Below are 24,619 nucleotides of genomic sequence, written 5' to 3'. Positions count from 1 at the left end.
GAAAACGCGATTGCCTGCAGACATCGAGAATTGGCCCGAGTTGCCCGAAGCCCGGTGGGCGGCGCGACGGCCGCAGGGCACTTCACCAAGGCCCCGGACCCTCGGACGCCTCGGGAGGCTGGTGAGTGCGACGTGTTGGTGTCCGGTGGTCATGACGACGCTCTCACCAGCCGGCCGGAGGATCGAGACGGGGCGCGGTCTGACGGACTTGTAGGCAGACCCCGACTTCAGGGTCCGGGGGAACGATCTCCACGGTGAACATCCGATCAGGGAAGGCACTGTTCAGGCGGGCGCGCCATGGTTCCAGCACGAGCCCGCCAAGGGCCAGTAGGGCTTCCTCGCTCGCGTCGAGGCCGCCCCGCCACCGACGGAACAGCTGCCACAGCTCGATCAGGTTGTAGCTGTCGACGACAGCCAGCCATGCCGTCCGGGATCGACCAGTTGGACCCCGCCGGACCGACGCGTCGAGGCCCTCACGGAAGGCGGCGGCCCCTGCGCCGAAAAGGTCCACGAACACCGCGCCGTGCGACTCGACCAACTCGGGCCAGTAGAGCCAGCGGTAGGGAATGGCTTCGATCACGCTGCCCAACTCCGCGAGATGGTCCGGGCCCGTGCGGGCTTCGCTGTCGGGATAGACCCGCCGGAGTAGCGCGACCGACTCCGGAACCGAGGTCGGTACAGACCTGCTCATGCCCAACCGCTCTCTTGCAGCGCCATGCCCACCAGCGCACGCAGCTGTGGCTCCGTCATATCGAGGTGATCCCTGAGCTCGGGATCAAGTGGATAGTCCTCGGCAGCTGCGAACACGGTGGACAGCAGGCGTTCCAGGTCCTCCCGGAGCCGCTCTCCGTGGGCAAGAGCGCTTCTTCGGGCATCGAGCCACCGTCGCACGAAGGTCTCGGCGTTGGTCTGCTCATCCACGAAGTCACGCATGGCGTCCCGAAGTTGCCGGAGTGCGGAGCCTGGTTCGGGAAGCTCCCCGAGGCGGACGACCTGTCGGTGGGGCGGGTAGAGCCCAGCCAAGTGGTCGAGGGAGGCGCGCTGCCCCTTCAGCCGCTTGATACTACGGACGAAGTGCCCGCGAGCCGCATCGACACCTGCGGGGGCGAAGGGGGCCAGGAAGGGAGCCGAGCCTGCGGCGAGACCGTAGCCCTCTGCCGAGACATAGAGCGCCCCATCCCGGCCAGGGACAGTGGCGAGGACGCTCGGTGTGCCCAGTTGGTGAACCGCACTCTGAAGTGCGTCCTCTCGGGCCAATGCCTCGAGCGTGAACGTGACCTTGCCACCTTCGACCTGTCCCAGCTGAACGGCTGGGGCATCCACGCCGCGCGCAGCTCGCGCCAGTTGCCCGATCAGAAGCGGATCCAGTCCCTGGAGTGCCACCAGCGGGGTCACCTGCTTGGCGTTTCGGGCCAACCAGGCGGGAGCGAACTCGTAAGGGGACAGGAGCAGTCCTGTCAAGGTGTCGTCCCCGCCGGGGGGACGGTGATCGTCGGATTGGCGGTTCACCACAGAAAGCCCTTGTCCACGATGCCTGCAAACTGGTTGGAACCCAGTTTCCAACCCGACCAGAAGGTCCCGTCGGCCTTCAGCATGACCATGAGGCCTGTGTCGGGGTTGATGAACCCCACGGCTTGGCCTTGACCGCGATAATTGAATCGGTAGATTTTGGTGTCCACGGCTGTCATGTGGTCCACCATCGCCTGCCTGTAGGCAGCCAGGCTCTTGCCGTTGCGGTTGCCTTGGATTCCGAAGTCGGTCGCATGGCTGTCGAACTTCTTGCTCATGGTCTTCTGACTGCTGAAGTCCGCTCTGCCGGCCCAGCGGCGCTTGATCTCGCATGGCGCGAGCCCGAGGGGGTCCAGTATGCCGTGCGGATTCGGGACGTACGTGTACTCATTCGGCGCCGGCTCCAGCCCCAGCGGGTCGGGGCTGACGTACCGCGCCGTCTCCGGGTCGTAGTAGCGCTGGACGTTGTAGTGCAGGCGTGTCTCCGGGTCGAAGTACTGGCCCGGGAAGCGGAGGGGGATGTACGTCGTACTGGTGGTGGGCCAGGTGACGGTGCCCCAGAGGGTGGAGGTGGCGCGCCAGGCGACCTCCGAGGTCGCGGGGTCGACCAGCTCCGTCGGGGTGCCGACGAGGTCGGTGACGATGGCGAAGAAGCGGCGGTCGATCCGGTCCTGGTCAGGGGCGGTGATGGTCTCGGTCTGCGCCAGCGGCTGGAGGCCGTCGTGATCCCAGGACAGGGTGTGCGGGCCGGGCAGGTAGGGGGCGTGGGTGGTCTGCTCGGCGAGGACCGGGCCGTCCCAGGTGAAGTCCGTCCGCTCGACCACTGACACGCCGTCAGCGCCCAGGCGCTGCTTGCTCAGCCGCCGCCCGAAGGGGTCGTAGCGGTAGCGCCAGACGGTGCCGTCGGGCGTGGTGACGGAGGTGAGGCGGTCGTCGGAGTCCCAGGTGTAGTGCCAGGTGTCCGGCTTGCGGGACAGGCGGGTCTTCTGCTGGAGCGTCAGCCGGCCCGCCGCGTCGTACTCGTAGCGGGTGCGGCCGGCGGCGTCCAGGCGGGAGCCGGTGAGCGTACGGGCGCCGAGGGCGTCGCGGGTGGCGGCGGTGGCGGGCCAGTCGGCCAAGGTCAGGTTGCCGGCCGGGTCGTAGGCGTAGCGCTCGGTCCAGTCGAGCGCGCGGACGGCGGTGACCCGGCCTGCCGGGTCCAGTTCGAAGCGGCGGTTGTCGATGCCGGTGATCGCGCCGTCCGCGCGGTAGCGGTACGAGCGGCGCTGGAGGGTCTGCTGACCGGCCGTCAGGGACTGGCCGGTGAGGCGGTCGAGCGAGTCCCACTCGGAGGTGAGCGTGAGCGCGGAGTTGATCAGGCGCCGCTGCTCCCGGCCCAGTGTGTCGAAGGTGAAGTCGAGCGTGCCGCCGGGCGAGGAGACGGAGAGCGGACGGCCGGCCGCGTCGTAGGACCAGGCGGAGACGTGGCCGCCGGGGGTGGCCCGGCGGGTGCGGCGGCCCAGGGGGTCGTAGGAGTTGGCGAGGGTGCGGCCGTCGACCGTCTCGCGGAGGAGGTTGCCGAGCAGGTCGTGCTCGCGCAGCACCTCCGCGTCGGGGGAGGCCGCGCGGGCGAGGTGTCCGGCGGGGGAGTAGGCGAAGGTGGTCGTGCCGGCGTCGGTGCGCTTGGCGGCGAGGCGGCCCAGGGCGTCGTAGCGGTACGCCGTCCGCTGGCCCAGGGCGTTGACGGTGGCGGTGAGTTGGCCCGCCGCGTCGAGCTCGTAGGTCAGCGGCCGCTGCTCGAAGTCGGACTCCGCGACGAGGCGGCCCGCCGCGTCGTAGGTGTAGGTCCAGCGCTGCCCGAGGGCGTTGGTGACGCCGACGAGCTGCATGTGCGCGTCGTGGTGGAAGGCGATGCGCGCGCCGTCCGGCGTCGTCCGCGCGGCCAGGGTCTCGAAGTGGGTGTACTCGTAGCGCGTGGCCTGCCCGAGCGGGTCGGTGTACGCCAGCAGGTTGCCCTCGCCGTCGTACTCCCACGTCTCGGTGTTGCCCTCGGCGTCGGTGCGGGAGGCGGGGCGGCCTTCGACGGTCCAGGTGAGGCGGGTCACCCGGCCGAGTGGGTCGGTGATCTGGACCACCCGGCCGAAGGCGTCGCGCTCGTAGCGGGTGACCGCGCCGAGCGGGTCGGTGACGGCGACGGGCAGGCCCGCCGGGTCGCAGCCGACCCGGGTGACGGCCCCGCCGGGGTCGGTCACGGACGCCAGGTGCCCCGCCTCGTCGTAGGCGTAGCGGGTCACCGCGCCCAGCGGGTCGGTCAGGGCCAGCCGTCGGCCGTCCGCGTCGAACTCCTGACGCCAGACGACGCCGCCCGGCTCGCGGATCACCTGCGGGAGGCTCAACTCGCCCTCGTAGAGGGCCTCCACCGTCTCCCCGTCCGGGCGGGTGATCCGGACCAGGTCGCCGGACCCGTCGTAGGCGTAACGGGTGGTCCGGCCCAGCGGGTCGGTTCGGGCCAGCAGCCGGTCGAACTCGTCGCGCTCGTAGCGGACCGTGTTCCCGAGCGGGTCGGTTTCGCTGACGATCTGTGCGCGCTCGTTGACCTCGTAGACGGTGGTGTGCCCGAGGGCGTTCGTCTCGGTGTTGGTACGCAGCCCGGTCGCGGCGTCGGGCTCGCCCCAGCTGAAGCGGAAGCGCAGCGAGCCGTCCGCGCCGCCCTCGTCCACGACCCGGCCGTGCTCGTCGTAGACGTACCAGTAGTGGCTGTTGTTGCGGTCGCTCCAGGACAGGACGCGGTCGTCCGCGTCGTAGGCGAAGCGCAGCGGGAGGCCGGAGGAGTTGACGACGGAGGTCAGGTTCCCGGCCGTGTAGCCGTAGCGCATGACGACGGTGTCGCCCAGCCGCAGCTCGGTGATCCGGCCGTCGGCGACGGTCACCTCGATCCGGTAGCCGCCGGAGTGGGTGATCGAGAGCGGGGTTCCGTCCTCGGCGTACGCGAGGTCGTAGCGGTGCCCCTGACGGTCGCGGACGCCGGTGAGCAGGGCCGTCGTGCCGTCCGGTCGCAGGGTGAACTCGCGGACGAGGCCGGTGCCCGGATCGGTGACGGTGAACCGGCCGTCCTCGCCGGCCTGTTGGAGGAAGCGGCGGGCCCCGGCGCTCGGCTCGACCGGCACGCCGGGCTCCTCGACCGGGGGGTACGCCTGCGTGATCCGGTCCGCGCCGAGGTGGACGACGCCCTCGTCGTCGAACTCCAGCCGCTCGTCGAAGGTGCACACCCAGCGGCGGCCCATCCACCGACCGGCCCGGTAGCCGGAGTCGAAGTTCCGGGTGAACTGCAGCGGCAGCGCGCCGGGGAGGGAGAGGTCGACCTGGTCGATGAACATCAGGCCGGTCGCCATGTCCACCGGCTCGCCGCCGTCGCAGCGGGAGTCGAGCGGGCGGCCCGACTCGTGCGGATCGCCGAGCTGTTCGCGGCCGGCGCCGCGGCCACCGCCCAGCCCGTGCCCCGGCTCGTGCCCGCCGCCGAGGCCGTGCGGGGCGTGCTCGGCGTCCTTGCCCGCGCCCTTCATCAGCGCGCGCAGCGCGTCGGCGTGCTTGGCGTCGGTCTCGGCGGTGTTCTTCGCGACCTGCTTCAGGTTGTGACCCGCCTGGTGGTACAGCTTCTTGACCGCCTGTCCGGCGTCCTCGGCGAGCGCCTTGCCGAGCTTCTGCGCGCCGTGCTCCAGCGCGCGGACGATGGGGTTGCTCACTCGAAGCTCACCCCGGCCAGCTTGGTCCGGAACAGTTCCGCATGGCCGGCGACCGTCTCGGCGTGCTGGTGCATCACCTCGGCGTGGGCGTGCAGCTCGTCGGGGTGGACGTAGAAGCCGTCCCCGGCTCCGCCGCCAGCGCCGACGCCGAGGGCGTTCTCGGCGGCCTGGAACATCAGCCCGCCGACCGCGGCGGAGACGACGCCGACCAGCGGTTCGACGGCGGCTCCGATGACCTCGCCGATGACGTACTGCTCCAGTTGCTGGGTGAGGAAGTCGACCAGCTTCTCGGCGGCCTCGACGATCGCCACCTCGGCCGCCTCGGCCAGCCCGAGCGTGGCGACGGCGGCGGCCTGGTCGGCGACGAAGGTGGCCGCGAGGACGGCGAGTTCCGCGATGCACTCGAGCTTCATCGCCACGATCACGTCGGCGGCGGCGTCCAGCGCGGTGGCCACCACGCCGCAGGCGTTGAGCAGCTCGTCCATGTGCGAGGACGAGAGCGAGCCCCACTTCGCCAGCAGTGCCTCGTAGGAGGCGCCCTGGTAGGACTGGCCGATCCGTTGCACGGTCGCCGTCGCCTCGTCGTGCGTGCTGCGGATGTTGTCCGCGAACTCGCGCACGTGGGCGCCCAGTTCGCGCACCTTGTCCTCGTTGACCTGCGGCCAGTTCACCCCGATGAACTGCAGGAACGAGACCACTTCCCCCGGTAGCTCGATCGCCACGGCGTCCTCCCCCGCCTCCCCGTCGGACTCCGGTCGGAGCCTAGCCGACGCGGCCGAGCGGCAGGAGGGGGCCTCGGCGGTCGGCGCGGGCGCGGGCGCGGGGGACGCGGGCGAAGATCGGGACTGGCCGGGCGGCGGCCCGGTATGGCAGGCTGAGCGACATGTCTAGACCAATCTTTGAGGTTATCGCCACGTCCGCCGAGGACGCCGTGGCCGCGGCGGCGGGCGGCGCGGACCGCCTTGAGCTGGTCACGGACATGGCCGCGGACGGCCTGACGCCCAGCGTCGGGGAGTTCGCCCGGATCCGGGCGGCGGTCCACGTCCCGCTCCGGGTCATGCTCCGGGACCGGGACGGCTTCGAGCCCGGAGACCTCCAGGGCCTCTGCGCCAAGGCCGAGGCGCTGCGGGCGGAGGGCGCGGACGAGTTCGTGCTGGGCTTCCTGACGGCGGAGGGGGAACTCGACCTGCCCGCGGTGAGGACCCTGCTGGAGGCGATCCCCGGCTGCTCCTGGACGTTCCACCGGGCCCTGGACAACGCGGTGAGCCGCGACTCGGTGCGGACCGAGATCGACGGCCTGCCCGGCCTGGACACGGTGCTGACGGCAGGGTCGAAGGCCGGCGTGGCGTCGGGGATGGACGTGCTGCGGGATGAGGTGACGCGCGCGGGCGAGCCGGGATTCCGTCAGCGGATCCTGGTGGGCGGAGGACTCAAGGCCGAACACGTGGCCCCGCTGAAGGCCGCGGGCATCGACGGCTTCCACGTCGGGGGCGCGGTCCGCGTCTCGGGCTGGGACAGCCCGATCGACCCGGGCCTGGTCCAGGAATGGCGCCGCCTCGTCGGCTGACGCCGACCCCCCCTGCGCCCCGAAGGGGCCCCCTCAAGGGCGCGAGGAACCGCGCGAGCGACACACCACTCACGGAGGTTCGTCCCGCAGCTGGGGCCGGACCTCCCCGGGTGGTGGGCTCTCTGTCGCGCCTGCGGCTGCGCCGCAGGCGGCGGACCACTCGGGGAGGTCGGATTCGTTGACCGGCGACGGACCTCCCCCGGCGGTTTGCCGGTCGCGCAGTTCCTCGCGCCCCCTGAAGGCCCCTTCGGGGCCACAGAGGCGGTGGGGGGTCAGGCCAGGGCCTCGGGGAGGGGGCGGGCGTGAAGGATCGTCAGGCCGGAGACCGCACGGGTGAGGCAGACGTACAGGCGGCGCAGGCCGGTCCGGCGGTCGGGCTCGGCGTCGACGATGGCCGCCGGTTCGTCGAGGACGACGTAGTCGTACTCCAGGCCTTTCGCCAGAGAGGCCGGCACCAGGGTCAGGCGGGCCTCCGCCGTGGTCTCCGTGCCGGGCGTCAGGTAGGGCAGGCCCGCGGCCTGCAGCGCCGCGCCCAGCTCCGGGATCCGCGGGTCCGCCGCGATCAGGCCGATCGAGCCTTCCCGCTTCAGCGACTCCCGGCAGGCGTCCACCACCGCCGACCCCAGCTGGGGCGGGGTCGCCGGGGCCAGCGCCGACGCCGCGTCCAGCGCCTCGCTGTCCACCGCCTGCCCGGGGGACGGGACCTGACGGATGCTCAGCGCGCCGACCGACTCGCGGATCGACCGCGCCGGGCTCAGCTCGGGGGCGATCGCGGGCAGCAGGCGCGACGCGTAGTCGATCACTTCCCCGGGCACGCGGAAGCCCATGGTGAGCTCCTCCACCCGGGCCCCGGGCTTGCCGAGGTGGGTCAGCGCCTCGTCCCAGCTCGCCGTGGACCAGGGGGTGGTGCCCTGGGCGATGTCCCCCAGCACCGTCGCCGAACCCGTCGTGCAGCGCCGTCCGACCGCCCGGTACTGCATCGGGGAGAGGTCCTGCGCCTCGTCCAGGACCACGTGGCCCAGCGAGGGCGTCCGCTCGACCAGGTCCCGGGCCTCGTCGATCAGCACCGCGTCCGCGGGGGACCACTTCGCCGACTTCACGCTCCGGGCGGGCTTCGCCCACAGCAGCAGCGCCTGCTCCTGCTCCGTCAGCACGCCCTCCGCGCACCGGGACAGGAACTCGGCGTCGCTCAGCAGCCGCAGCACCAGCTTCGCCGGGTCCACCGGCGGCCAGGCCGCCTTGACCACCGCCTTCACGGCCGGGTTCCGGGCCACCGCGTCCTGGACCCGGTCGTCCGGCGCCTCGCCGGCCTGCTCCATCCGGACCAGCACGGCGTGCGCGATCCGCTGCGGCAGCGCGGCCATCGCCGCTCCGTAGCGGATCTCACGCTCCATCAACTCGCGCACCAGCTCCTCGAGTTCGTAGGCCGGCACGCGCCAGCGCCGCGAGCCGCGGACGACGACGCAGGCCTCGGTCGGCATGGTGATGCCCGAGCGGACGGCCCGGCGCAGCACCTCCGCCATCCGGGCGTCGCCCTTGAGCGCGGCCACCGCCGCCTCGTCCTCGCCACGGACCTCCACCTGGGCCGACTTCGCCACCAGGTCCTGCACCGTGGCCTGGGCGACGTCCAACTCGCCCAGCGCGGGCAGCACCTGCTCGATGTAGTGCAGGAAGGACCGGTTCGGGCCGATCACCAGGGTGCCGGTGCGCGCCAGCCGCTCGCGGTGGGCGTACAGCAGGTAGGCGACGCGGTGCAGGCCGACTGCGGTCTTACCGGTGCCGGGGGCGCCCTGGACGCAGACCGTGCCGTGCACGTCGGCGCGGACGATCTCGTCCTGCTCGGGCTGGATGGTGGCGACGATGTCGCGCATCGGCCCGACGCGGGGGCGCTCGATCTCCGCCGCGAGGAGCGCGCCGGCCTGGTCCTCCGCGGTCGGGTCGGTCAGGTGCTCGTCCTCGTAGGCGGTCAACTCCCCGCCCGTGTAACCGAAGCGGCGGCGCAGCGCGACGTCCTGCGGATCCTTCTTGCTGGCGCGGTAGAAGGCCTGGGAGACCGGGGCGCGCCAGTCGATGACCATCGGGTCGCCGTCGGCGTCGTGGACGTGGCGGCGGCCGATGTAGAACCGCTCCCCGGCGGAGCCCTCGGCCAGGGCCGCACCGGGGGCGTGCAGGAAGTCCAGGCGGCCGAAGAAGAGGGGGGTGTCGGCGAGGTCCGCCAGGGCCTTGATCCGGTCGTTGATCTCGCGTTCCAGGATGGCCGCGTTGACCCAGTTCCCGGTGACGTCGCTGATGTCGAGGCTCTCCACGTCGGCGCGCATGGCGCGGAGGGCGGCGCGGGACTGGGCGAGATGGGCGCGCTCGCGGCCGAGCGGGTCGGACGCGGGGGGCTGCGTGGTTGCGGATGACGCGTGCGAGGGCACGATGAAGCCTTCCCGGCCGCTGCGACCCGGGGGGTGCTGCCCGGCGCGCTGCGGCGGTCTCAAGAGGTCTGCATGGAGTTGGAAGCCGTCCGGTTTCCGTCCGGACGGCGCACTCCCCGACAACCATGGGGGAGGCGGCAGACCGGACACCTTATACCCGGCTGCCGTGCGCGGGCGAATGGTTTTGTCGCGGGCCCTTTGTCGCGGGCCTGTGACCGTCGGCGGACCTGGCTGTCGATCACCTCTCGGTACAAAAGATCAGGAAGGTTTCCGAACGGAGAGGTCGTCATGCAGATCCGTGCGCGTCTCGCTGCCCCCGCCCTGGCCCTGGCCGCCGGCCTGGTCCTGGCCGGCTGCAACGACAACAGCGGCAGCAGTGCCGCCGCCGCGACGGCCGGGGGGAGCAGCACCAGCGCCGGCTCGTCGCCCTCCGGCGGCAGCACCGGCACGACCGGCGGCACCGGCAGCACCGGCAGCACGTCGGGCGGCACGTCCGCTGCCAGCGCCAACGGCGGCGCGACGGGCGGGAGTTCCTCGGGGCCGGCCAGGTGCCGGACGGCCGACGTGGCCTTCGGCTACGGCCCCGACAGCGGCGCCCAGGCCGTCGGCGAGCAGGGGGGCGTGAACGTCACCCTCACCAACAAGGGCCCGTCGTCCTGCTCCTTCTACGGCTACCCGGGCGTGGACCTCGTCGGCACGGTCGACGGAAAGGCCTTCACCTGGTCGCTGGTGCGCGGCGGCAAGGCCAAGCCGTCGCGGACGACCGTGAAGCCGGGCGGGACGGCCCACTTCTGGATCACCTACCTGCCGGACAGCGGCAAGGGCGGGAACCAGGTGATCAAGGTCAAGAAGATCGTGATCACCCCGCCGGACGAGACCCACCAGTCCACCCTGGCCTGGGACTACCAGGACGTCACCCTCCAGGACGGGGCCACCCACCCGGGCACCTACGTCGGCGCCGTGGAGCCCGGCCGCACGTCCTGACGCCCCGTCAGACCTCCTCGCCGGCGGCCTCGCCCGCGCTCTCACCGGCGCTTCCGCCGGCCGTCCCGCCGGCGAGGATGTCGTCCGCGTCCACGATCCGGTAGGCGTAGCCCTGCTCGGCCAGGAAGCGCTGCCGGTGGGCGGCGAAGTCCTGGTCGATCGTGTCCCGGGCCACCACCGAGTAGAAGTGGGCGGTGTGCCCGTCCGCCTTGGGCCGCAGCACCCGGCCCAGGCGCTGGGCCTCCTCCTGCCGGGAGCCGAAGGTGCCGGACACCTGGATGGCGACGGTCGCCTCCGGCAGGTCGATGGAGAAGTTGGCGACCTTGGAGACGACAAGGACGGAGATCTCGCCGTTGCGGAAGGCGTCGAAGAGCTTCTCCCGCTGGATGTTGGTCGTCTCGCCCTTGATCACCGGGGCGTCCAGCGCTTCGCCCAGCTCGTCCAGCTGGTCGATGTACTGCCCGATGACCAGGGTCGGCGTGCCCCGGTGCTGCTCCACCAGCCGCTGCACGACCCGCCGCTTGGTCGCGGTGGTCGCGCAGAAGCGGTACCGCTCCTCGGGCTCGGCGGTGGCGTAGGCGAGCCGCTCGGAGTCGGTGAGCGTCACCCGCACCTCGCAGCAGTCCGCGGGGGCGATGTAGCCCTGCGCCTCGATCTCCTTCCAGGGCGCGTCGAAGCGCTTGGGCCCGATCAGGGAGAAGACGTCGCCCTCGCGCCCGTCCTCGCGGACCAGCGTCGCCGTCAGCCCGAGCCGGCGGCGGGCCTGCAGGTCCGCGGTGAACCGGAAGATCGGCGCGGGGAGCAGGTGCACCTCGTCGTAGACGATCAGGCCCCAGTCGCGGGAGTCGAACAGCTCCAGGTGCGGGTAGACACCCTTCCGCTTGGTGGTGACGACCTGGTAGGTCGCGATCGTCACCGGACGGATCTCCTTCTTGGCGCCGCTGTACTCGCCGATCTCCTCCTCGGTGAGGGAGGTGCGCTTGACCAGCTCGTGCTTCCACTGGCGCGCGGAGACGGTGTTGGTGACGAGGATCAGGGTGGTCGCCTTCGCCCTGGCCATGGCGGCCGCGCCGACCAGCGTCTTGCCCGCGCCGCAGGGGAGCACGACGACGCCCGACCCGCCGTGCCAGAAGCCCTCGGCCGCCTGCTCCTGGTACGGGCGCAACTGCCAGCCGTCCTGGGCGAGTTCGATCGGGTGCGCCTCACCGTCCACATAGCCCGCGTAGTCCTCGGCGGGCCAGCCGAGTTTGAGCAGCACCTGCTTGATCTGCCCCCGCTCGGAGGGATGGACCGCCACGGTGTCCGGATCGAAGCGCTGCCCGACGAGCGGGGCGATCTTCTTGGACCGGAGCACCTCTTCGAGGACGGGGCGGTCGGTGGTGGTGAGGACCAGGCCGTGGGTGGGGTGCTTGAGCAGCTGGAGCCGCCCGTAGCGGGACATGGTCTCGGCGATGTCCACCAGCAGCGCGTGCGGGACGGGGTACCGCGAGTAGGTCATCAGCGCGTCCACGACCTGCTCGGCGTCGTGGCCTGCGGCCCGCGCGTTCCACAGCCCGAGAGGCGTCACCCGGTAGGTGTGCACGTGCTCCGGCGCGCGCTCGAGCTCCGCGAACGGCGCGATCGCCCGCCGGCAGGCGTCGGCGCGGGGGTGCTCGGTCTCCAGGAGCAGCGTCTTGTCCGATTGAACGATGAGGGGGCCGTCGTTCACGTGCGAGTCCTCCCGTGGGGGCGGTGGGTCCTGGCTCGGGGCCAAACCACAAGTGTCCCTCATCGGGACGGAGAACTCGGGGGCGCGCAGGAATCAGAGCTCGTCGATCGCGGTGCGGTCGATCTCGGTGCCGTAGGGGGACGGGGGCGCTGAGCTGCTTGCGGTGGATGCCGAATGGTCTCCTCCCGGCCTGCTGCGACGGGTCAGCGGTTCCTCGGCGAGCAGCAGGGCGAGCCCCGCCGCGCAGAGGAGTGTCCCGATGACGACCGTGCTGTGCGGGCCGTGGGCGTCCAGCAGGCCTCCGCCGAGAAACGAGCCGAGGGCGATGCCCGCCTGGAAGGCGGCCGAACCGGCGGCTGAGGCCACGTCCACGTGGCCCGGGGCGATGCGCAGGACACGGCTCGTCAGAGCGATGATCATGATGGACATGGCGAGCGAGAGCAGGGCCACCGCCGCGATCGCCACGTACGCCTGGGTCCCGGCCGTTGCGAGCAGCGCGAGGGCGGCGGTGATCAGCCCGACGGCGCCGGTCATGGTGGCGCGCGGGCTCCGGTCCGACAGCACACCGGCCACGCTCGTGCCGAGCAGGCCGGCGACCCCGCCCACGGCGAGCACCGCGCCCACGGACCCCGAAGGCAGTCCTGCCTCCCGGGTGAGGAACACGCTGACGTAGGTGTAGAAGGTGAAGAACCCGGCGACGACCAGGGTGACCACGGTCACCAGCACGGCGAACCGGAAGCGGCTCGGCTCGGGAGCGGTGGCGGCCGGGTTCTCCCGGACCGGTGACGAGGGCAGCAGGACGGCCACGACCGTCGCGGCGACCACGCCTGCGCCGCCCAGCACGAGGAACGGGACGCGCCAGCCGACCTCCTGGCCGAGCCACGTCCCGACCGGCACGCCTGCCACCTGGGCCAGCGAGGCGCCGCCGAACAGTGCGGCCACCGCCTTCGCCCGCGCCCGCTCGGGGAACATGCCCGCGGCGGCCGAGGCGACCACCGACCAGATCACCGCATGGGTCAGCGCGGTCAGCAGGCGCCCCGCGAACAGGACGCCGTAGCCGGGCGCCACCCCGCACACCAGCGTGGCCACGGCGAAGACGCCCAGCAGGAAGGCCAGCAGCCGCCGACGCGGGATCCGGCGCGTCGCGGCGGTCAACGGCACCGCGGTCGTCATCACCACCAGTCCGTATCCGGTCACCAGCAGCCCGACGGACGACAGCGGCACCCCGAGTCCGTGCGCGATCTGCGGCAGCAGCCCGACCGGCAGGCTCTCGACCGTGGCGAAGGCGAACAGCGCGGCGGAGAGGGCCGCCACCGCGATCACCGCCCGTCGCCGAGGGATCCCGCCGAGCGCGTTCACCGCCGGTGAGGTCACCTCGACTGTCACGACAGACCCTCCGCAAGTTTCGCCTCCAGTTCGGCCATCTGCTGGGCGATCCTGGTCGGGGAGAGTGTCGCCCGTCCGCATCCTCCGAGGCAAGGTCTCAGGAAGCGGCCCGAAATGCAGAAGGGAAAGGCGGGAAACTTTCGACTGCCTTCCTACTCGTCGATCTCGGCGACGCCCGTGATCCGGTGCAGTGAGAACGTCTGCACTGATTCGTGCAGTTGGTCGAAGGCGGTCACGAAGCCGCCCTCCACGCGGACGGGTTCGATGACCCGCTGGGTCGCCGCGCCGTCCGCGTTGACGTAGCCGATCCAGACCGGGGAGCCGGTGAGCACGGCGGTCTGCAGGGTGGCCAGGGTCTCCGCGGCCGACGTGCGGGGTACCGAACCGGTCGGGTTCGGTGTCCGGTGGGTGACCGTGGAGGCGCGGTCGCCGGCGCGGATGGTGCGGACGGCGGCGGCGAGGTGGAGGTCCGAGACCTGCGGCGGGCCGTCGGGCACCGGGGCCGGGGGTGTGCGGGGCGGCGTGCGCCGCGCGTCCGGGCGGGCGATCACGACGTCGCCCTCGGGGGACTCCGCCGCCGGGGCGTAGCCCATCGCCCGCAGCTGGGTCAGCACCGCCGCCGGGTCGGCCTGGGCGGCGAGCACGGTGGGGGCCAGCCGCCGCAGGCGCAGTTGCGCTGCGCGCCGGTCGGCCAGCAACTCGTCCAGCAGGGTGTCGTCGTCGCAGCGCAGGTACGCCGAGGCGATGCCGACGCGCAGGCGGCCGTGCCGCCGGGCCACGTCGTCGATGAGGTAGCTGAGCGGCTGCGGCACGGGGGTGCGGGAGTGCTCGGCGAGGAAGGCGTGCAGCTCGGCCGCGGTCCGCCCGGCGTCGAGGGCCCGGCGGACCGACTCCGGGGTGAAGCGGTAGACGGTGGCGCCGCCCTTGGACTCGATGTCCGCGGCCACCGCCAGCGTCTGCGCCAGCGGGGTCTCCAGCGGGCCGGGGGCGATCGCGGTGAGGTCGGGCTGCAGGATCACCTCGGCGAGCGGCTCGGGAAGCAGCAGGGCCAGCAGGTCTGACGGGTCGTCACCGGCCAGCAGCGCGCGGGCCGGAGCGGACAGGGCGCCGCGGCCGGTCAGGCCCAGCTGCTCCGCCTCGGCCACGGTCCAGGCGACCAGCCGGTCCCGCAGCTCGCCGCCGCGCAGCGGGCGCTCCCAGCGCAGACGCTCCGTCAGTTCGGCGGCGTCCGGGGCGGATCCGGGCGGCAGCGCGGCCAGGTGGCCGAGGACGGCCCGGCGGACCTCCGGCGCGAGCGCGCGGTCCAGGCCGGGGCCGAGGGCGCCGAGCACCTTGTCCTTGCTGTCCCGGGAACCCACCAGCGCCGCCACCCGGGTGGCGTCCAGCCAGGTCCGGGCGAGCAGGGTCCAGCGTTCCGCCGCCGGGCGGTGCAGCCAGGCGTCGAACAGCGGGGTGGGGGACCAGCGTTCGTCCGCCTCGCCGTCGGTGGCCAGCAGCCCGGCGCCGTAGGCGAGTTCGAGCCAGAACGCGACCTGCGGCTCGGGCAGGTCCAGCGCGGCCGCCGTCCGGCGCAGATCGCGGACGCCGAGGCCGCCCGCCCGGAGCGCGGCGGCGGGCTCGGCGCTGAACAGCTCCAGCAGCTCCTCGACCGTGCGGACGGCGTGGAACGCCTGCCCGGCCGCGGCGGCGTCCACCAGGTGCGGCTCGTGCGTCCGGGTGGCGTGCACCTCGGGCGGCAGCGGGTGCACCTCACGGTGCGCGCGCCCGCCGCGCAGGTGCAGGGCGACCTCGCGGGGCAGCACCACCGAGTCCCGCCCGGCGGGCAGCAGCAGGCCGCGGGCCTGCAGCCACTCCACCGGTGTGCGGGCGTCGGCGGCCCGGACCGGCCGCGGTGGCGTCTGGCCGTACGGGGGACCCCACATGAGCCGGTGCAGCACCCCGCGCACGCCCTCCGGGGCGTCCGCCAGCAGCGCGTCCGCCCGGTCCGGCGTCTCGGTCCAGAGTGCGTGCAGGGAGTCCAGGGCGCTGACGGCGTCGGGGGTGGTGGGCTGCCCGGCGTCCGCGAGGATCTCCTGCAGCCGTGAGGGCGGCAGTCCGGCGCCCGCCTCGGCGTAGACCGGGCCCAGGCCGGTCGGGCCGCTGCCCAGCGCCTCGCGGACGGTCCGCACCAGCCGCAGCGCCTCCGGCGGCCCCCACAGCAGGGCCTGCCCGCGCAGCTCGGCCAGGGCGGCGGGCAGCCGGTCGGCGGTGTCGGGTTCGTCTGCCGCCTTGGTGTCGCGGCCGATGAGCAGCGCGAGCAGGTCCTCGGCCGGCACCGGGTCGGGGGCGACGGCCAACGCCTCGGCGACCTCCAGCGTGAACCGGTCCAGCCGCTCCAGGGCGCGGACGACGGAGGCCCGGGTGGACAGCCGGGTCGCCAGCTGGGTCAGGTCCGCGGGGACCGGGTGCACCAGGTCCGGGCGCGCGCGCAGCAGCGCCGCGAGGCCATCGTCCGAGCGCGCCCGCAACTCCTCGGCGAGCGTGCGCGGGGCGCCCGCGGCGGGCTGGGGGGACGTCCGACTGCTCATCCGAATCAGGCTACTCGGGTGTCGCGGCCGGTCCTATGCTGACGGAATGGGCACGGAGGGCGAACAGCTGGTCTACGACTACCTGAGCCGGGTGGGGGATCTGGCCCAGTCGACGCCGATGACCTCGGCCGAGCGGGCGCGGCTGGTCATGACGCTGCGTCAGGAGATCGACGCCAAACGGGGAGCGGGCTCACCGGGCGCGGTGCGCAAGGTGCTGAAGGGGCTGGGCACCCCGGAGGAGGTCGTCCGGCGCGCCGCCGCGTCCCCGCCGCCGGCCCCGGCCGCTCCGGCCCGCTCCGCGCCTGCCCCGTCAGTTCCGGTTCCGCGCAAGGAAGCTGACGAGCCGTCGGTCTACACGCCCGGCGCGGCTCCTGAGACGCTGGAGTGGTGGCGCAAGTCGTCCGCGGGAGCCGCGGCGGGCGGCGGGTCGGCCGCAGGCCCGGCCGACCGGCGGCCGCCGTCCGGCTGGAGCGCCTCCTTCGAACCCGACTTCCTGACAGCCGGCGAGGTCGAGGAGGCCGAGCCCGACGAGGCGGAGGACCCGGACGCCGGTGCGGCCCCGGTCGAGCCCCTGACGGCTCCGGCTGCCGAGCCGGAGCCCGCGCCCGAGCGGGTGAAGGTCCGCCGCGGGCTGCCGCCCCTCGTCGAGTCGCTGGCGGTGCTGGTCCTGGCCGCGGCCGGGGTGCTCGGCCTCTGGTACCTGGCGCTGTTCGGCTGGTTCCTCGCCTACAGTTCCCGCCGGGTCGGCCGGGCCGTCGCCCTCACCGCCGGTGTGTGGACCCCCGTGGCGCTGGCCGCGCTGCTGGCGTTCTGGGTGGAGCGCTCGGGACATCCCGGCACGGCCACGGTGCACGCCGCCTTCGCGCTGTGGCTGCGCGCCGCCTCGCTCGCCTCGGCCGTCTTCCTGCTCTGGCGGGCGCGCCGCTGACGGTCCGTCGGCCCGCATAGGGTGGGGACCATGACGCTGACGGTGGGCTTCGACCTGGACATGACGCTGATCGACTCACGCCCCGGCATCGCCCGGGCGTACGAGCTGCTGTCCGAGGAGACCGGAGTCCCCATCGACACCGCCCTGGTGACGTCCCGTCTGGGACCGCCGGTGGAGCAGGAGATGGCGCACTGGTTCCCCCCGGAGCTGGTGGACCCGATGTCCGACCGCTATCGCGCGCTCTACGCGGTCCACGGCGTGGCCGGGGTGGACCCGCTGCCGGGGGCCTTCGAGGCGGTGGCCGCGGTGCGCGCACTGGGCGGCCGGGCGATCGTCGTCACCGGGAAGTACGAGCCCAACGCCGTCCTCTGCCTGGAGGCGATCGGGCTGGACGTGGACGCCGTGCACGGCACGGTCTTCGCCGAGCGCAAGGGCGTGGTGCTGCGCGCGGAGGGCGCGTCCGTCTACGTCGGCGACCACCTCGGCGACATCGTCGCCGCCCGCGCGGGCGGGGCGACCGCGGTCACCGTCCCCACCGGCCCCTACGGCCCGGAGGCGCTGCGGGAGGCCGGGGCGGACGTGGTGCTCGCCGACCTGACCGAGTTCCCGGCCTGGCTCAAGCAGCGGTCCTGACGGCCTACCGGCTGGGGCGGCGCTGCTTCCAGGCGGAGCGCAGCAGCCCCGCGATGGCGACGGCGAAGCCGAGCGGCATCACCATCGACACGAAGTAGGCCGGGGTCGGCAGCCGGCTCACGCCGAGGAACAGCGGGGCCACGGTGGCGACGGTCGCCACCGCCCCGACGACGAAGAGGACCGCGCCGACGCGCACGAGCACGTCGCCTGGCCGGGGGGCGTCCGCCCGAGTTTCGGTAGTCACAGGACCAGGGTATGCACGTCACGGCACGAGACATGAGCCTGGTGCCCCGCCGGGCAATCCGGTCGAAGCAGGCACCCTGGACCTGGAACAATGGCGCGGCTCTGATTTCCGTCCGAGCACATCCCAGCACCACCCGTCACTCACACAGACACAGAGGTCACCCCATGCCTACGGGCAAAGTGAAGTGGTTCAACTCAGAGAAGGGCTTCGGCTTCCTCTCCCGCGACGACGGCGGCGACGTCTTCGTCCACTCCAAGGCCCTGCCGGCCGGGGTGGACACGTTGAAGCCTGGCCAGCGGGTCGAGTTCGGCGTGGTCGCCGGCCACCGGGGCGATCAGGCACTGTCGGTGACCCTGCTGGAGGACCAGCCGTCGCTTGCCGCGGCGGCCCGGAAGAAGCCCGACGAACTCGCGGCGGTGGTGCAGGACCTGATGAGCGTCCTGGACCAGTCGGTCCTGCGGGACCTCCAGCGCAACCGCTACCCCGACAAGCCCGTCGGCAAGCGCGTCGCCACCCTCCTCCGCGCCCTCGCGGACCAGTTCGACGTCTGACGTTCCGTGGCACCCCCCGCCAGGGGCGCGAGGATCCCCCACCCTCCCCAGCCTTCGGCCGGGGGTGCCCCCACGGCGGGAGGTGCCCCCACCGCGAGCAACACACCACCCACGGAGGTCCGTCCCGCACATGGGGTCGAACCTGCCCGAGGGGTGTGTTGCTCGCGCAGTTTCTCGCGCCCTGGCGGGGGTGCTGTCACTGGGGAAAGGCCAGGGCCTCGTCGGGGACCGCAGGGAGCAGGCCCTGCTCTGCCGCACGGGTCAGCAGGGCGCGGACCGCTGCGTAGCCGTCCTCGCCCAGGTCCGCCGTGAAGTCGTTGACATAGAGGGCGATGTGCTGGTCCGCGACCGCCGGGTCGAGCTCCTGGGCGTGGGCGAGGACGTACTCCCTGCTGTCCTCCGGGCGCTCCCACGCGTGCCGCACGCTGCGGCGGATGGTGTCCGCCAGCTGCCGCAGGCGCTCCGCGCCGAGCGAGCGGCGGGCGATGATCGCGCCCAGCGGGATCGGCAGGCCGGTGGCCTGCTCCCACGCCTCGCCCATGTCGGCCAGGGACCGCAGGCCGTAGTTCTGGTAGGTGAACCGGGCCTCGTGGATGACCAGCCCGGCGTCGACCTTCCCGTCCCGCACCGCGGGCATGATCTCGTGGAAGGGCAGCACCACGATCTCGCCGAAGCCCCCGGGCACGGCCTGCGCCGCCCACAGGCGGAACAGCAGGTAGGCCGTGGACCGCTCGCTCGGCACGGCCACCGTCTTCCCGGCCAGGGCTGACGGGTCGTCACCGAAGTCGGGCCCGGTCAGGACCAGCGGTCCGCAGCCGCGGCCGAGCGCGCCGCCGCAGGGGAGCAGGGCGTACTCGTCCAGCACGTACGGCAGGGCTGCGTAGGAGATCTTCAGAACGTCCAGCTCGCCGCGCTCCGCAAGCGTGTTGGTGACGTCGATGTCGGCGAAGGTGACCTCGGGGACCGGAGCGGCGTCCGGGAGCAGACCGTGCGTCCAGGCGTGGAAGACGAACGTGTCGTTCGGGCAGGGGGAGTAGGCGATAGCGGTCATGGCACCAGTCTGCTCCACGGCATCGCGGCCACCGCCGCGGCCGCCCCCGTCAGGGCGTGGAGGGCGTCGCCGATGCGCCAGGCCGCCCGGTCGCGCGGGCCGACCGCGTTGGAGACGCCGCGCAGTTCCAGTACCGGCACGCCGAAGGCGTGTGCGGCCTCCGCGACGCCGAAGCCCTCCATCGCCTCGGCGGCGGCGCCCGGGTGACGCCGTGCCAGTTCCGCGGCGCGCTCGGCGGTTCCGGTCACCGTGGAGACGGTCAGCACCGGGCCGACGGCGCAGTCCAGGCCCGCGGCCCGGATGGCGGCGGCCGCGTCGGGTGCGCCCGTGGTCGGGTGCAGCACCCGGCCGAAGCCCAGCTCGGTCACGTCGGCGAAGCCGTCGGGGGTGGTCGCACCCAGGTCGGCGGCGACGATCGCGTCCGCCACCACGACGCCGCCCACCGGGGCGACGCCGGGGAAGCCGCCGGCGATGCCGACGGAGAGGGCCAGCGTGTACGGCTGCCGTGCGGCGGTCAGCGCCGTCGCGGTCGCGGCGGCGGCAGCGGCAGGGCCGACCCCGGCCGTCAGCACGTCGAGCGGGCCCGAGCGCTCCAGCTTCCACCCGCCCGGCAGGGTCAGGACTGACGGTGCGTCAGGCAGCCCACGCAGCACCGCCGCCGCTTCGGCAGCGACGGCGGTGACGACGAGGATCCGGGGGCCGGTCAGGAGTCGGCCTTGTCGAGCTCGAACTGCCAGACGCCGTAGACCTTCTGGTTGCCCTTGCTGTCGCTGGTGCCCTCGATGATGCGGATGATCGCGGCCGAGGACTCGGTGCCGGTGGACGGCGAGGTGAAGATCTTGGAAGCGGGGAACGGACCCGCGCCCTGCTTCTTGCTGTTGGTCACCAGGTCGGCGTTGCCGACGGCGAGCGCCGACCAGCCGTTGTCGGCGGCGCCCTTGTCCAGGTGCAGCAGCACGTTCTGGCCGGTGCCGACCGTGAGCTTGGTGAGCTTCTTGTCCTTGATCTGGTTGTTCAGGGACGTCACGCACTTGGCCTGGAGCGCGGCGGACAGCTCCTTGCCGTCGTTGTAGCAGTCCTTCGGCGGCGCGGTCTGCACCCAGTTCCCGCCGGAGACGGCCTGGGCGTTCGGCACGGGCTTCCCCTGGCTTGCAGCGACGGGGATGGTCACGGCCAGCGTCGCGATGCCAACGACGACGACGGCTCCGAGGGCGGCGACACCGCGGTTGAGGCTCATGGTGCTGAGGCTACCGCCCCGCCCTGGTCACGCCACGTCGGGGGTTGCCACCGCGCCCCGGTGTCCCGCCGAGGGGAGCCGCCACAGCGAGCGGAAGGTCCAGATCAGCGACAGCGCCAGCAGGGCGCTCGCGGTCGCCGTGCCCACCTGGCCGACCAGCGGCAGCACGATGCCGAGCCCGCCGCCCACCACCCAGGTGAGCTGCATCAGCGTCTCCGAACGGGCGAAGGCGGAGGTGCGGACGACCTCGGGCACGTCCCGCTGGATCAGGGCGTCCAGCGCCACCTTGCCCAGCGACTGGGCCAGCCCGGCGACGCCCGCGAGCAGCGTCACCGTCAGCAGGCCGTAGAACACCGTGGCGACCACGGCGGCGGCGGTGGCCAGCACCAGCATGGCGGTGACGATCACTTCGGGGCGGCGGCTGCGCAGCCAGGAGCCGAGCACCGTGCCCAGGGTGTTGCCGACGCCGAGCGCCCCGGCCATCACGGCCAGTTCGAGCCCGGCCGCGAGGCCGCTCATCGGGTGCGCCCGGACCAGGAAAGCGAGGAAGAAGGTGAGGAAGCCGAACAGCCCGCGCAGTGTCCCCTCCGCCCGCAGCGCCATCACCACCGCTGGACCCACCGAGCGGAAGTTGGCCTTGGGCCGGTCCTCGTGCAGCACGGCCCGCTGCTCGCCCTTGGCGGAGTCCACCTGGTGCGGCAGCGCGAGGGCCAGCCCCGTCGCGATCACGAACAGCAGGAAGGCGCCGCGCAACGGCCAGGCGGGACCGATCAGATGGAGCAGCCCGCCCACGCCTCCGGCCAGGCCGGTGGCGATCAGCCCGGCCAGGGTCACCCGCGAGTTGGCCTTCACGTTGGGGAGTTGGGGCGGCAGCAGCCGGGGCACGACGACGCTGCGGACCACCCCGTTCGCCTTCGACGCCACCAGGACGCCCAGGGCCTCGGGATAGATCGACAGCCCGCCGCCGGAGATCGAGCCCGCCATCATCCAGGCGAGCGCGGCGCGCACCAGCATCGTCCCCGCCATCGCGGCCCGGCGGCCGCTGGGGATCCGGTCCAGCATCGGGCCGATCAGTGGCGCCAGCAGCACGAAGGGCGCCATGGTGATCAGCAGGTAGAGGGCGACCCGGCCGCGGGCCTGGTCGGTGGGCACCGAGAAGAAGATGGTGGAGGCCAGCGCCACCGTGATCATCATGTCCCCGGCGGAGCTGACCGCCTGCAGCTCGATCAGTTTCGCCAGCCCGGTCTCGCCCGCGCCCTCGGCGGAGGTGGCCTTCCTGATCCGCCGTCCGGTGGCGTGCACCATCTTGCCGGTGCGCTCGGCGGTGGCCGAAACTGTGCGGTGCGCCGAGGCTCCCGCCCGGCGCAGCGCGTCGATGCGCCCGCCGTCCGCTCCGCCCTGACTCTGCTCGGCCACGTGTCCATGGTGCCCCAGGGTCGGACGAATCGGTGGTGATCCACGGCCAATCCGGCGCGGTGGGGATCACGCGTCGCGCAGAATAGAGGGTGATCCACTGGAATCCGTCGAGGCGGTGGTGAAACCGTCCGCACGGTTGGGAGAGAATCAGTCCGTGATGAGTGCTGCGACGACGCGAAGCCGTACCCCAGACCGGCAGTGCGCCGAGGCCGTCGAGTTCGCCCGACGCGCCGCGGTGGAGCTGGCCGGCGTGTCGGCGGTCGGCGAGCACCTCGGCCTCGACGTGGACGGCGACCGCGTCGTCACGCACTACTTCGCCACCCTCGACACCGCCTACCGCGGCTGGCGCTGGGCCGTCACGGTCACCCGGGCCGCCCGCAGCAAGGTCGTGACGCTGGACGAAACGGTGCTGCTGCCGGGGCCGGAGGCCCTGGTCGCTCCGCAGTGGGTGCCCTGGAGCGAGCGGCTGCGCCCCGGCGATCTCGGTCCCGGCGACCTGCTGCCGACGCCCGAGGACGACCCGCGCCTGGAGCCAGGCTGGTCCGGCTCCGACGACACCACCCCGGCCACGGCCGAGTTGGAGGCCGAAGAGGACCAGGCCTCCGACCTGGCGGGCGGCGAGGACGTCGCGATCGAGCCGGCCGCTCCCCACGAGCGGGCCCAGATCGCCTCGGTGGCACGGGAGTTGGGCTTCGGCCGGGCCCGCGTGCTGTCCCGCCTGGGCCTGGAGCTGGCGGCGGACCGCTGGGAGAAGGACTACGGCGCCCACACGCCGATGGCCCAGGCGGCCCCCGCTTCCTGCGAGAGCTGCGGCTTCCTGGTGCCGATCGGCGGCAAGCTGGGCCAGGCGTTCGGCGTCTGCGCCAACGAGTTCAGCCCCGGTGACGGTCATGTGGTGGCACTGGACTACGGCTGCGGCGGCCACAGCGAGGCCGCGGTCATGCCCGCCCCGGTGCGGCCCGCGCCTCCGGTGCTGGACGAGCTGCAGCTCGAAGCCGTCCGCCTCAAGCCCGAGGGGTCCGTGGAGACCACCGCCCCGGACGAGGAACTCGGACACAGTTAGTCGCACCCGTAGGGGCGCGAGGATCCCCCACCCTCCCCCAGCCTTCGGCCGGGGGTGCCCCCACGGCGGGAGGTGCCCCCACCGCGAGCAGCCCACCCCCCACGGAGGTCCGACCCTGAGTGCAGGCCGGACCCCCGAGTGGTGGGCTGGTCGCGCAGCGTCCTCGCGCCCCTCAGGGGGTCACGGTGATTGCGTCGAGCTTGGCCTTGAGGTACGCCGAGGAGTCCACCGGCTCGTACGCGACCGGGCCGGCCACAGGGGCGACCGTCGTGTGCGGATCGCACTCGTAGAAGTAGACCAGCGACATCAGGTCCTCCTCCGGGGCCTCCGGTGACGGCGGGAGCACCCGGTGGCGGCCGGACTTCCACCGGTCGCCGGTCCAACGGGCCATCAGATCGCCGATGTTGACCGTCAGCGCGTCCGGGTCGTAGGGCGCGTCCTCCCAGCCCTCGCCGCCGTCCTCCGGGGCGATGTACACCTGGAGCCCGCCGCGGCCCTGCTGGCGGTCCAGCAGGGTCACCGTGCCGAAGTCCGTGTGCGGGCCGATCCGGAACTGCCCGGGCTGGGGCTCGCCGACGACGCCCGTGCCCGGGTACCAGTTGATGTTCAGCGTGTAGGTCGGGTGCTTGGTGTGGTCGGTGAAGAACGTGGGCTCCTGCCCCAGCGCCGCGCCCAGCAGCCGCAGCACCTCGTCGGCGACGGTCCGCATCCGGGCCATGTAGTCCTCCACCACCGGCTGCAGCGCCGGGGACTCGGCCGTGGGCCAGCGGTTGGGCTGGAACCAGAAGGAGTCGATCTCCTCGTCCCCGATCGGGTCGTCCGCGCCGACCGTCCAGGACTCCTTGAGGTCGGGCGGCGTCTCCGTCCCCTCGCTGTAGCCGTTGGCCTCCGCGCCCTTGGCCAGCCAGCCGCGGCCGCCGACGCTGACGGAGTACCGCTCCTTGGTCTCCACCGGCAGCGCGAAGAACTCCCTTGCGGCGGCGCGGACGCCCTCGCGCACCTCGCGGCCGACGCCGTGTCCGGTGATCAGCAGGAAGCCCGCCTGGCTCAGCGCGGCGTCGACGGCCGCCGCGACCGCCGCGCGGGCGGCGGAGTCGCCGGAGAGCCAGGGGCCGAGGTCGATGACGGGGATACGAGAGGACACGTGCCGTTCCTTCCGGTCGGGGTGGGTTACTCGCCGATGTCCTCGAACCAGAGCTCGGGGCGCTCCTTGATGAACTCGGTCATCAGCGCGGTGCATTCGGGGTCGTCCAGCAGGACCACCTCCACGCCGTGCTCGGCGAGCCAGTCGTGCCCGCCGTGGAAGGTGGTCGCCTCGCCGATGACGACCCGTCCGATGCCGAACTGCCGGATCAGGCCCGAGCAGTACCAGCAGGGGGAGAGGGTGGTCACCATCGTGGTGTCCCGGTAGCCCCGGATCCGCCCGGCCTTGCGGAAGGCGTCGGTCTCGCCGTGGACGGAGGGGTCGCCGTCCTGGACGCGGCGGTTGTGCCCGCGCCCGAGGATCTGCCCGTCGGGGCCGACGAGCGCCGCGCCGATGGGGATGCCGCCCTCGGCGAGCCCGAGCCTGGCCTCTTCGAGGGCGACCTGGAGCAGTGACGAGTAGTCGAGAGTCATGTCAGCACCATGCACC

At 73.0% G+C, this 24,619-nt stretch carries 21 protein-coding genes; 6 read left to right on the top strand and 15 right to left on the bottom strand.

The genetic code is table 11. The annotated features are described in order from the left end of the window. Positions 1–163: 163 nt before the first annotated feature. Genes ACFP3V_RS27780 through ACFP3V_RS27765 form a run of 4 tightly spaced genes read right to left on the bottom strand, consistent with a single transcriptional unit; the run spans position 164 to position 5,953 of the window. Entirely contained in the window at positions 164–691 is a 528-nt protein-coding gene (locus ACFP3V_RS27780) for a hypothetical protein (protein WP_380589130.1), read from the bottom strand. Beyond that, positions 688–1,461: a colicin immunity domain-containing protein gene (locus tag ACFP3V_RS27775; protein ID WP_380589128.1), complete on the bottom strand. Its 774-nt coding sequence runs from the start codon at positions 1,459–1,461 to the stop codon at positions 688–690. The genes ACFP3V_RS27780 and ACFP3V_RS27775 overlap by 4 nt, the downstream gene beginning before the upstream one ends. 44 nt (positions 1,462–1,505) lie before the next feature. After that, positions 1,506–5,231, bottom strand: coding sequence for an RHS repeat-associated core domain-containing protein (locus ACFP3V_RS27770; protein WP_380589126.1), 3,726 nt, complete (start codon positions 5,229–5,231; stop codon positions 1,506–1,508). Next, positions 5,228–5,953, bottom strand: a complete 726-nt coding sequence (locus ACFP3V_RS27765) for a WXG100-like domain-containing protein (protein WP_380589122.1) — start codon at positions 5,951–5,953, stop codon at positions 5,228–5,230. Before ACFP3V_RS27765 ends, ACFP3V_RS27770 begins: the two co-directional genes overlap by 4 nt. Positions 5,954–6,114: 161 nt before the next feature. Between ACFP3V_RS27765 and ACFP3V_RS27760 the strand changes: the two genes are divergently transcribed. Next, on the top strand, positions 6,115–6,798 hold the full coding sequence (locus ACFP3V_RS27760) for a copper homeostasis protein CutC (RefSeq protein ID WP_380589119.1): 684 nt from the start codon (positions 6,115–6,117) through the stop codon (positions 6,796–6,798). A 272-nt stretch (positions 6,799–7,070) separates the two neighbouring features. Here the strand turns inward: ACFP3V_RS27760 and ACFP3V_RS27755 are convergent, their stop codons facing one another. Next, positions 7,071–9,218, bottom strand: coding sequence for a HelD family protein (locus ACFP3V_RS27755; RefSeq protein ID WP_380589116.1), 2,148 nt, complete (start codon positions 9,216–9,218; stop codon positions 7,071–7,073). A 288-nt stretch (positions 9,219–9,506) separates the two neighbouring features. On the opposite strand from ACFP3V_RS27755, the gene ACFP3V_RS27750 reads away from it, so the two are divergent. Further along, positions 9,507–10,202, top strand: a complete 696-nt coding sequence (locus ACFP3V_RS27750; protein ID WP_380589113.1) for a DUF4232 domain-containing protein — start codon at positions 9,507–9,509, stop codon at positions 10,200–10,202. 7 nt (positions 10,203–10,209) lie between these two features. Here the strand turns inward: ACFP3V_RS27750 and ACFP3V_RS27745 are convergent, their stop codons facing one another. From ACFP3V_RS27745 to ACFP3V_RS27735, 3 genes are all read right to left on the bottom strand, one after another. Then, entirely contained in the window at positions 10,210–11,910 is a 1,701-nt protein-coding gene (locus ACFP3V_RS27745) for a DNA repair helicase XPB (protein WP_380589110.1), read from the bottom strand. A gap of 93 nt (positions 11,911–12,003) precedes the next feature. Next, positions 12,004–13,296: an MFS transporter gene (locus tag ACFP3V_RS27740; RefSeq protein WP_380589107.1), complete on the bottom strand. Its 1,293-nt coding sequence runs from the start codon at positions 13,294–13,296 to the stop codon at positions 12,004–12,006. A gap of 152 nt (positions 13,297–13,448) precedes the next feature. Continuing rightward, a complete protein-coding gene (locus ACFP3V_RS27735; protein ID WP_380589104.1) occupies positions 13,449–15,863 on the bottom strand; it encodes a helicase-associated domain-containing protein in 2,415 nt (804 codons plus the stop codon). A 46-nt stretch (positions 15,864–15,909) separates the two neighbouring features. On the opposite strand from ACFP3V_RS27735, the gene ACFP3V_RS27730 reads away from it, so the two are divergent. Together ACFP3V_RS27730 and ACFP3V_RS27725 are read left to right on the top strand one after the other, a co-directional pair. Then, positions 15,910–16,791 (top strand): hypothetical protein, encoded by an 882-nt coding sequence (locus ACFP3V_RS27730; RefSeq protein ID WP_380589101.1) that lies wholly within the window; start codon positions 15,910–15,912, stop codon positions 16,789–16,791. A gap of 30 nt (positions 16,792–16,821) precedes the next feature. Continuing rightward, entirely contained in the window at positions 16,822–17,424 is a 603-nt protein-coding gene (locus ACFP3V_RS27725) for an HAD family hydrolase (RefSeq protein ID WP_380589098.1), read from the top strand. Positions 17,425–17,428: 4 nt separating this feature from the next. On the opposite strand, the gene ACFP3V_RS27720 is transcribed toward ACFP3V_RS27725, so the two are convergent. After that, entirely contained in the window at positions 17,429–17,668 is a 240-nt protein-coding gene (locus tag ACFP3V_RS27720; protein WP_380589096.1) for a hypothetical protein, read from the bottom strand. A gap of 164 nt (positions 17,669–17,832) precedes the next feature. On the opposite strand from ACFP3V_RS27720, the gene ACFP3V_RS27715 reads away from it, so the two are divergent. Further along, positions 17,833–18,219 (top strand): cold-shock protein, encoded by a 387-nt coding sequence (locus ACFP3V_RS27715; protein WP_380589094.1) that lies wholly within the window; start codon positions 17,833–17,835, stop codon positions 18,217–18,219. Between the two features lie 196 nt (positions 18,220–18,415). Here ACFP3V_RS27715 and ACFP3V_RS27710 read toward each other — a convergent pair whose 3' ends face one another. From ACFP3V_RS27710 to ACFP3V_RS27695, 4 genes are read right to left on the bottom strand one after another with little or no spacing between them, the layout of a single operon-like run. Beyond that, positions 18,416–19,270: a 1,4-dihydroxy-6-naphthoate synthase gene (locus ACFP3V_RS27710; protein ID WP_380589092.1), complete on the bottom strand. Its 855-nt coding sequence runs from the start codon at positions 19,268–19,270 to the stop codon at positions 18,416–18,418. Then, entirely contained in the window at positions 19,267–20,007 is a 741-nt protein-coding gene (locus tag ACFP3V_RS27705; protein WP_380589184.1) for a futalosine hydrolase, read from the bottom strand. Before ACFP3V_RS27705 ends, ACFP3V_RS27710 begins: the two co-directional genes overlap by 4 nt. Further along, complete coding sequence (locus tag ACFP3V_RS27700) at positions 19,974–20,507, bottom strand: hypothetical protein (RefSeq protein ID WP_380589089.1); 534 nt, start codon at positions 20,505–20,507, stop codon at positions 19,974–19,976. Before ACFP3V_RS27700 ends, ACFP3V_RS27705 begins: the two co-directional genes overlap by 34 nt. 27 nt (positions 20,508–20,534) lie before the next feature. Continuing rightward, entirely contained in the window at positions 20,535–21,923 is a 1,389-nt protein-coding gene (locus ACFP3V_RS27695; RefSeq protein WP_380589086.1) for an MFS transporter, read from the bottom strand. 157 nt (positions 21,924–22,080) lie between these two features. Between ACFP3V_RS27695 and ACFP3V_RS27690 the strand changes: the two genes are divergently transcribed. After that, positions 22,081–22,986, top strand: a complete 906-nt coding sequence (locus ACFP3V_RS27690) for a DUF3027 domain-containing protein (protein ID WP_380589083.1) — start codon at positions 22,081–22,083, stop codon at positions 22,984–22,986. Between the two features lie 172 nt (positions 22,987–23,158). Here the strand turns inward: ACFP3V_RS27690 and ACFP3V_RS27685 are convergent, their stop codons facing one another. Together ACFP3V_RS27685 and ACFP3V_RS27680 are read right to left on the bottom strand one after the other, a co-directional pair. After that, positions 23,159–24,130: an isopenicillin N synthase family dioxygenase gene (locus ACFP3V_RS27685; RefSeq protein ID WP_380589080.1), complete on the bottom strand. Its 972-nt coding sequence runs from the start codon at positions 24,128–24,130 to the stop codon at positions 23,159–23,161. Positions 24,131–24,156: 26 nt separating this feature from the next. Then, positions 24,157–24,603: a nucleoside deaminase gene (locus tag ACFP3V_RS27680; protein ID WP_380589078.1), complete on the bottom strand. Its 447-nt coding sequence runs from the start codon at positions 24,601–24,603 to the stop codon at positions 24,157–24,159. Positions 24,604–24,619 lie beyond the last annotated feature (16 nt).

This window comes from Streptacidiphilus monticola, assembly GCF_042658505.1.
GTDB classification, from domain to species: domain Bacteria; phylum Actinomycetota; class Actinomycetes; order Streptomycetales; family Streptomycetaceae; genus Streptacidiphilus; species Streptacidiphilus monticola.
The sequence above is the reverse complement of the archived record's forward strand: the minus strand, read 5'-3'. Positions and strand labels throughout refer to the sequence as shown.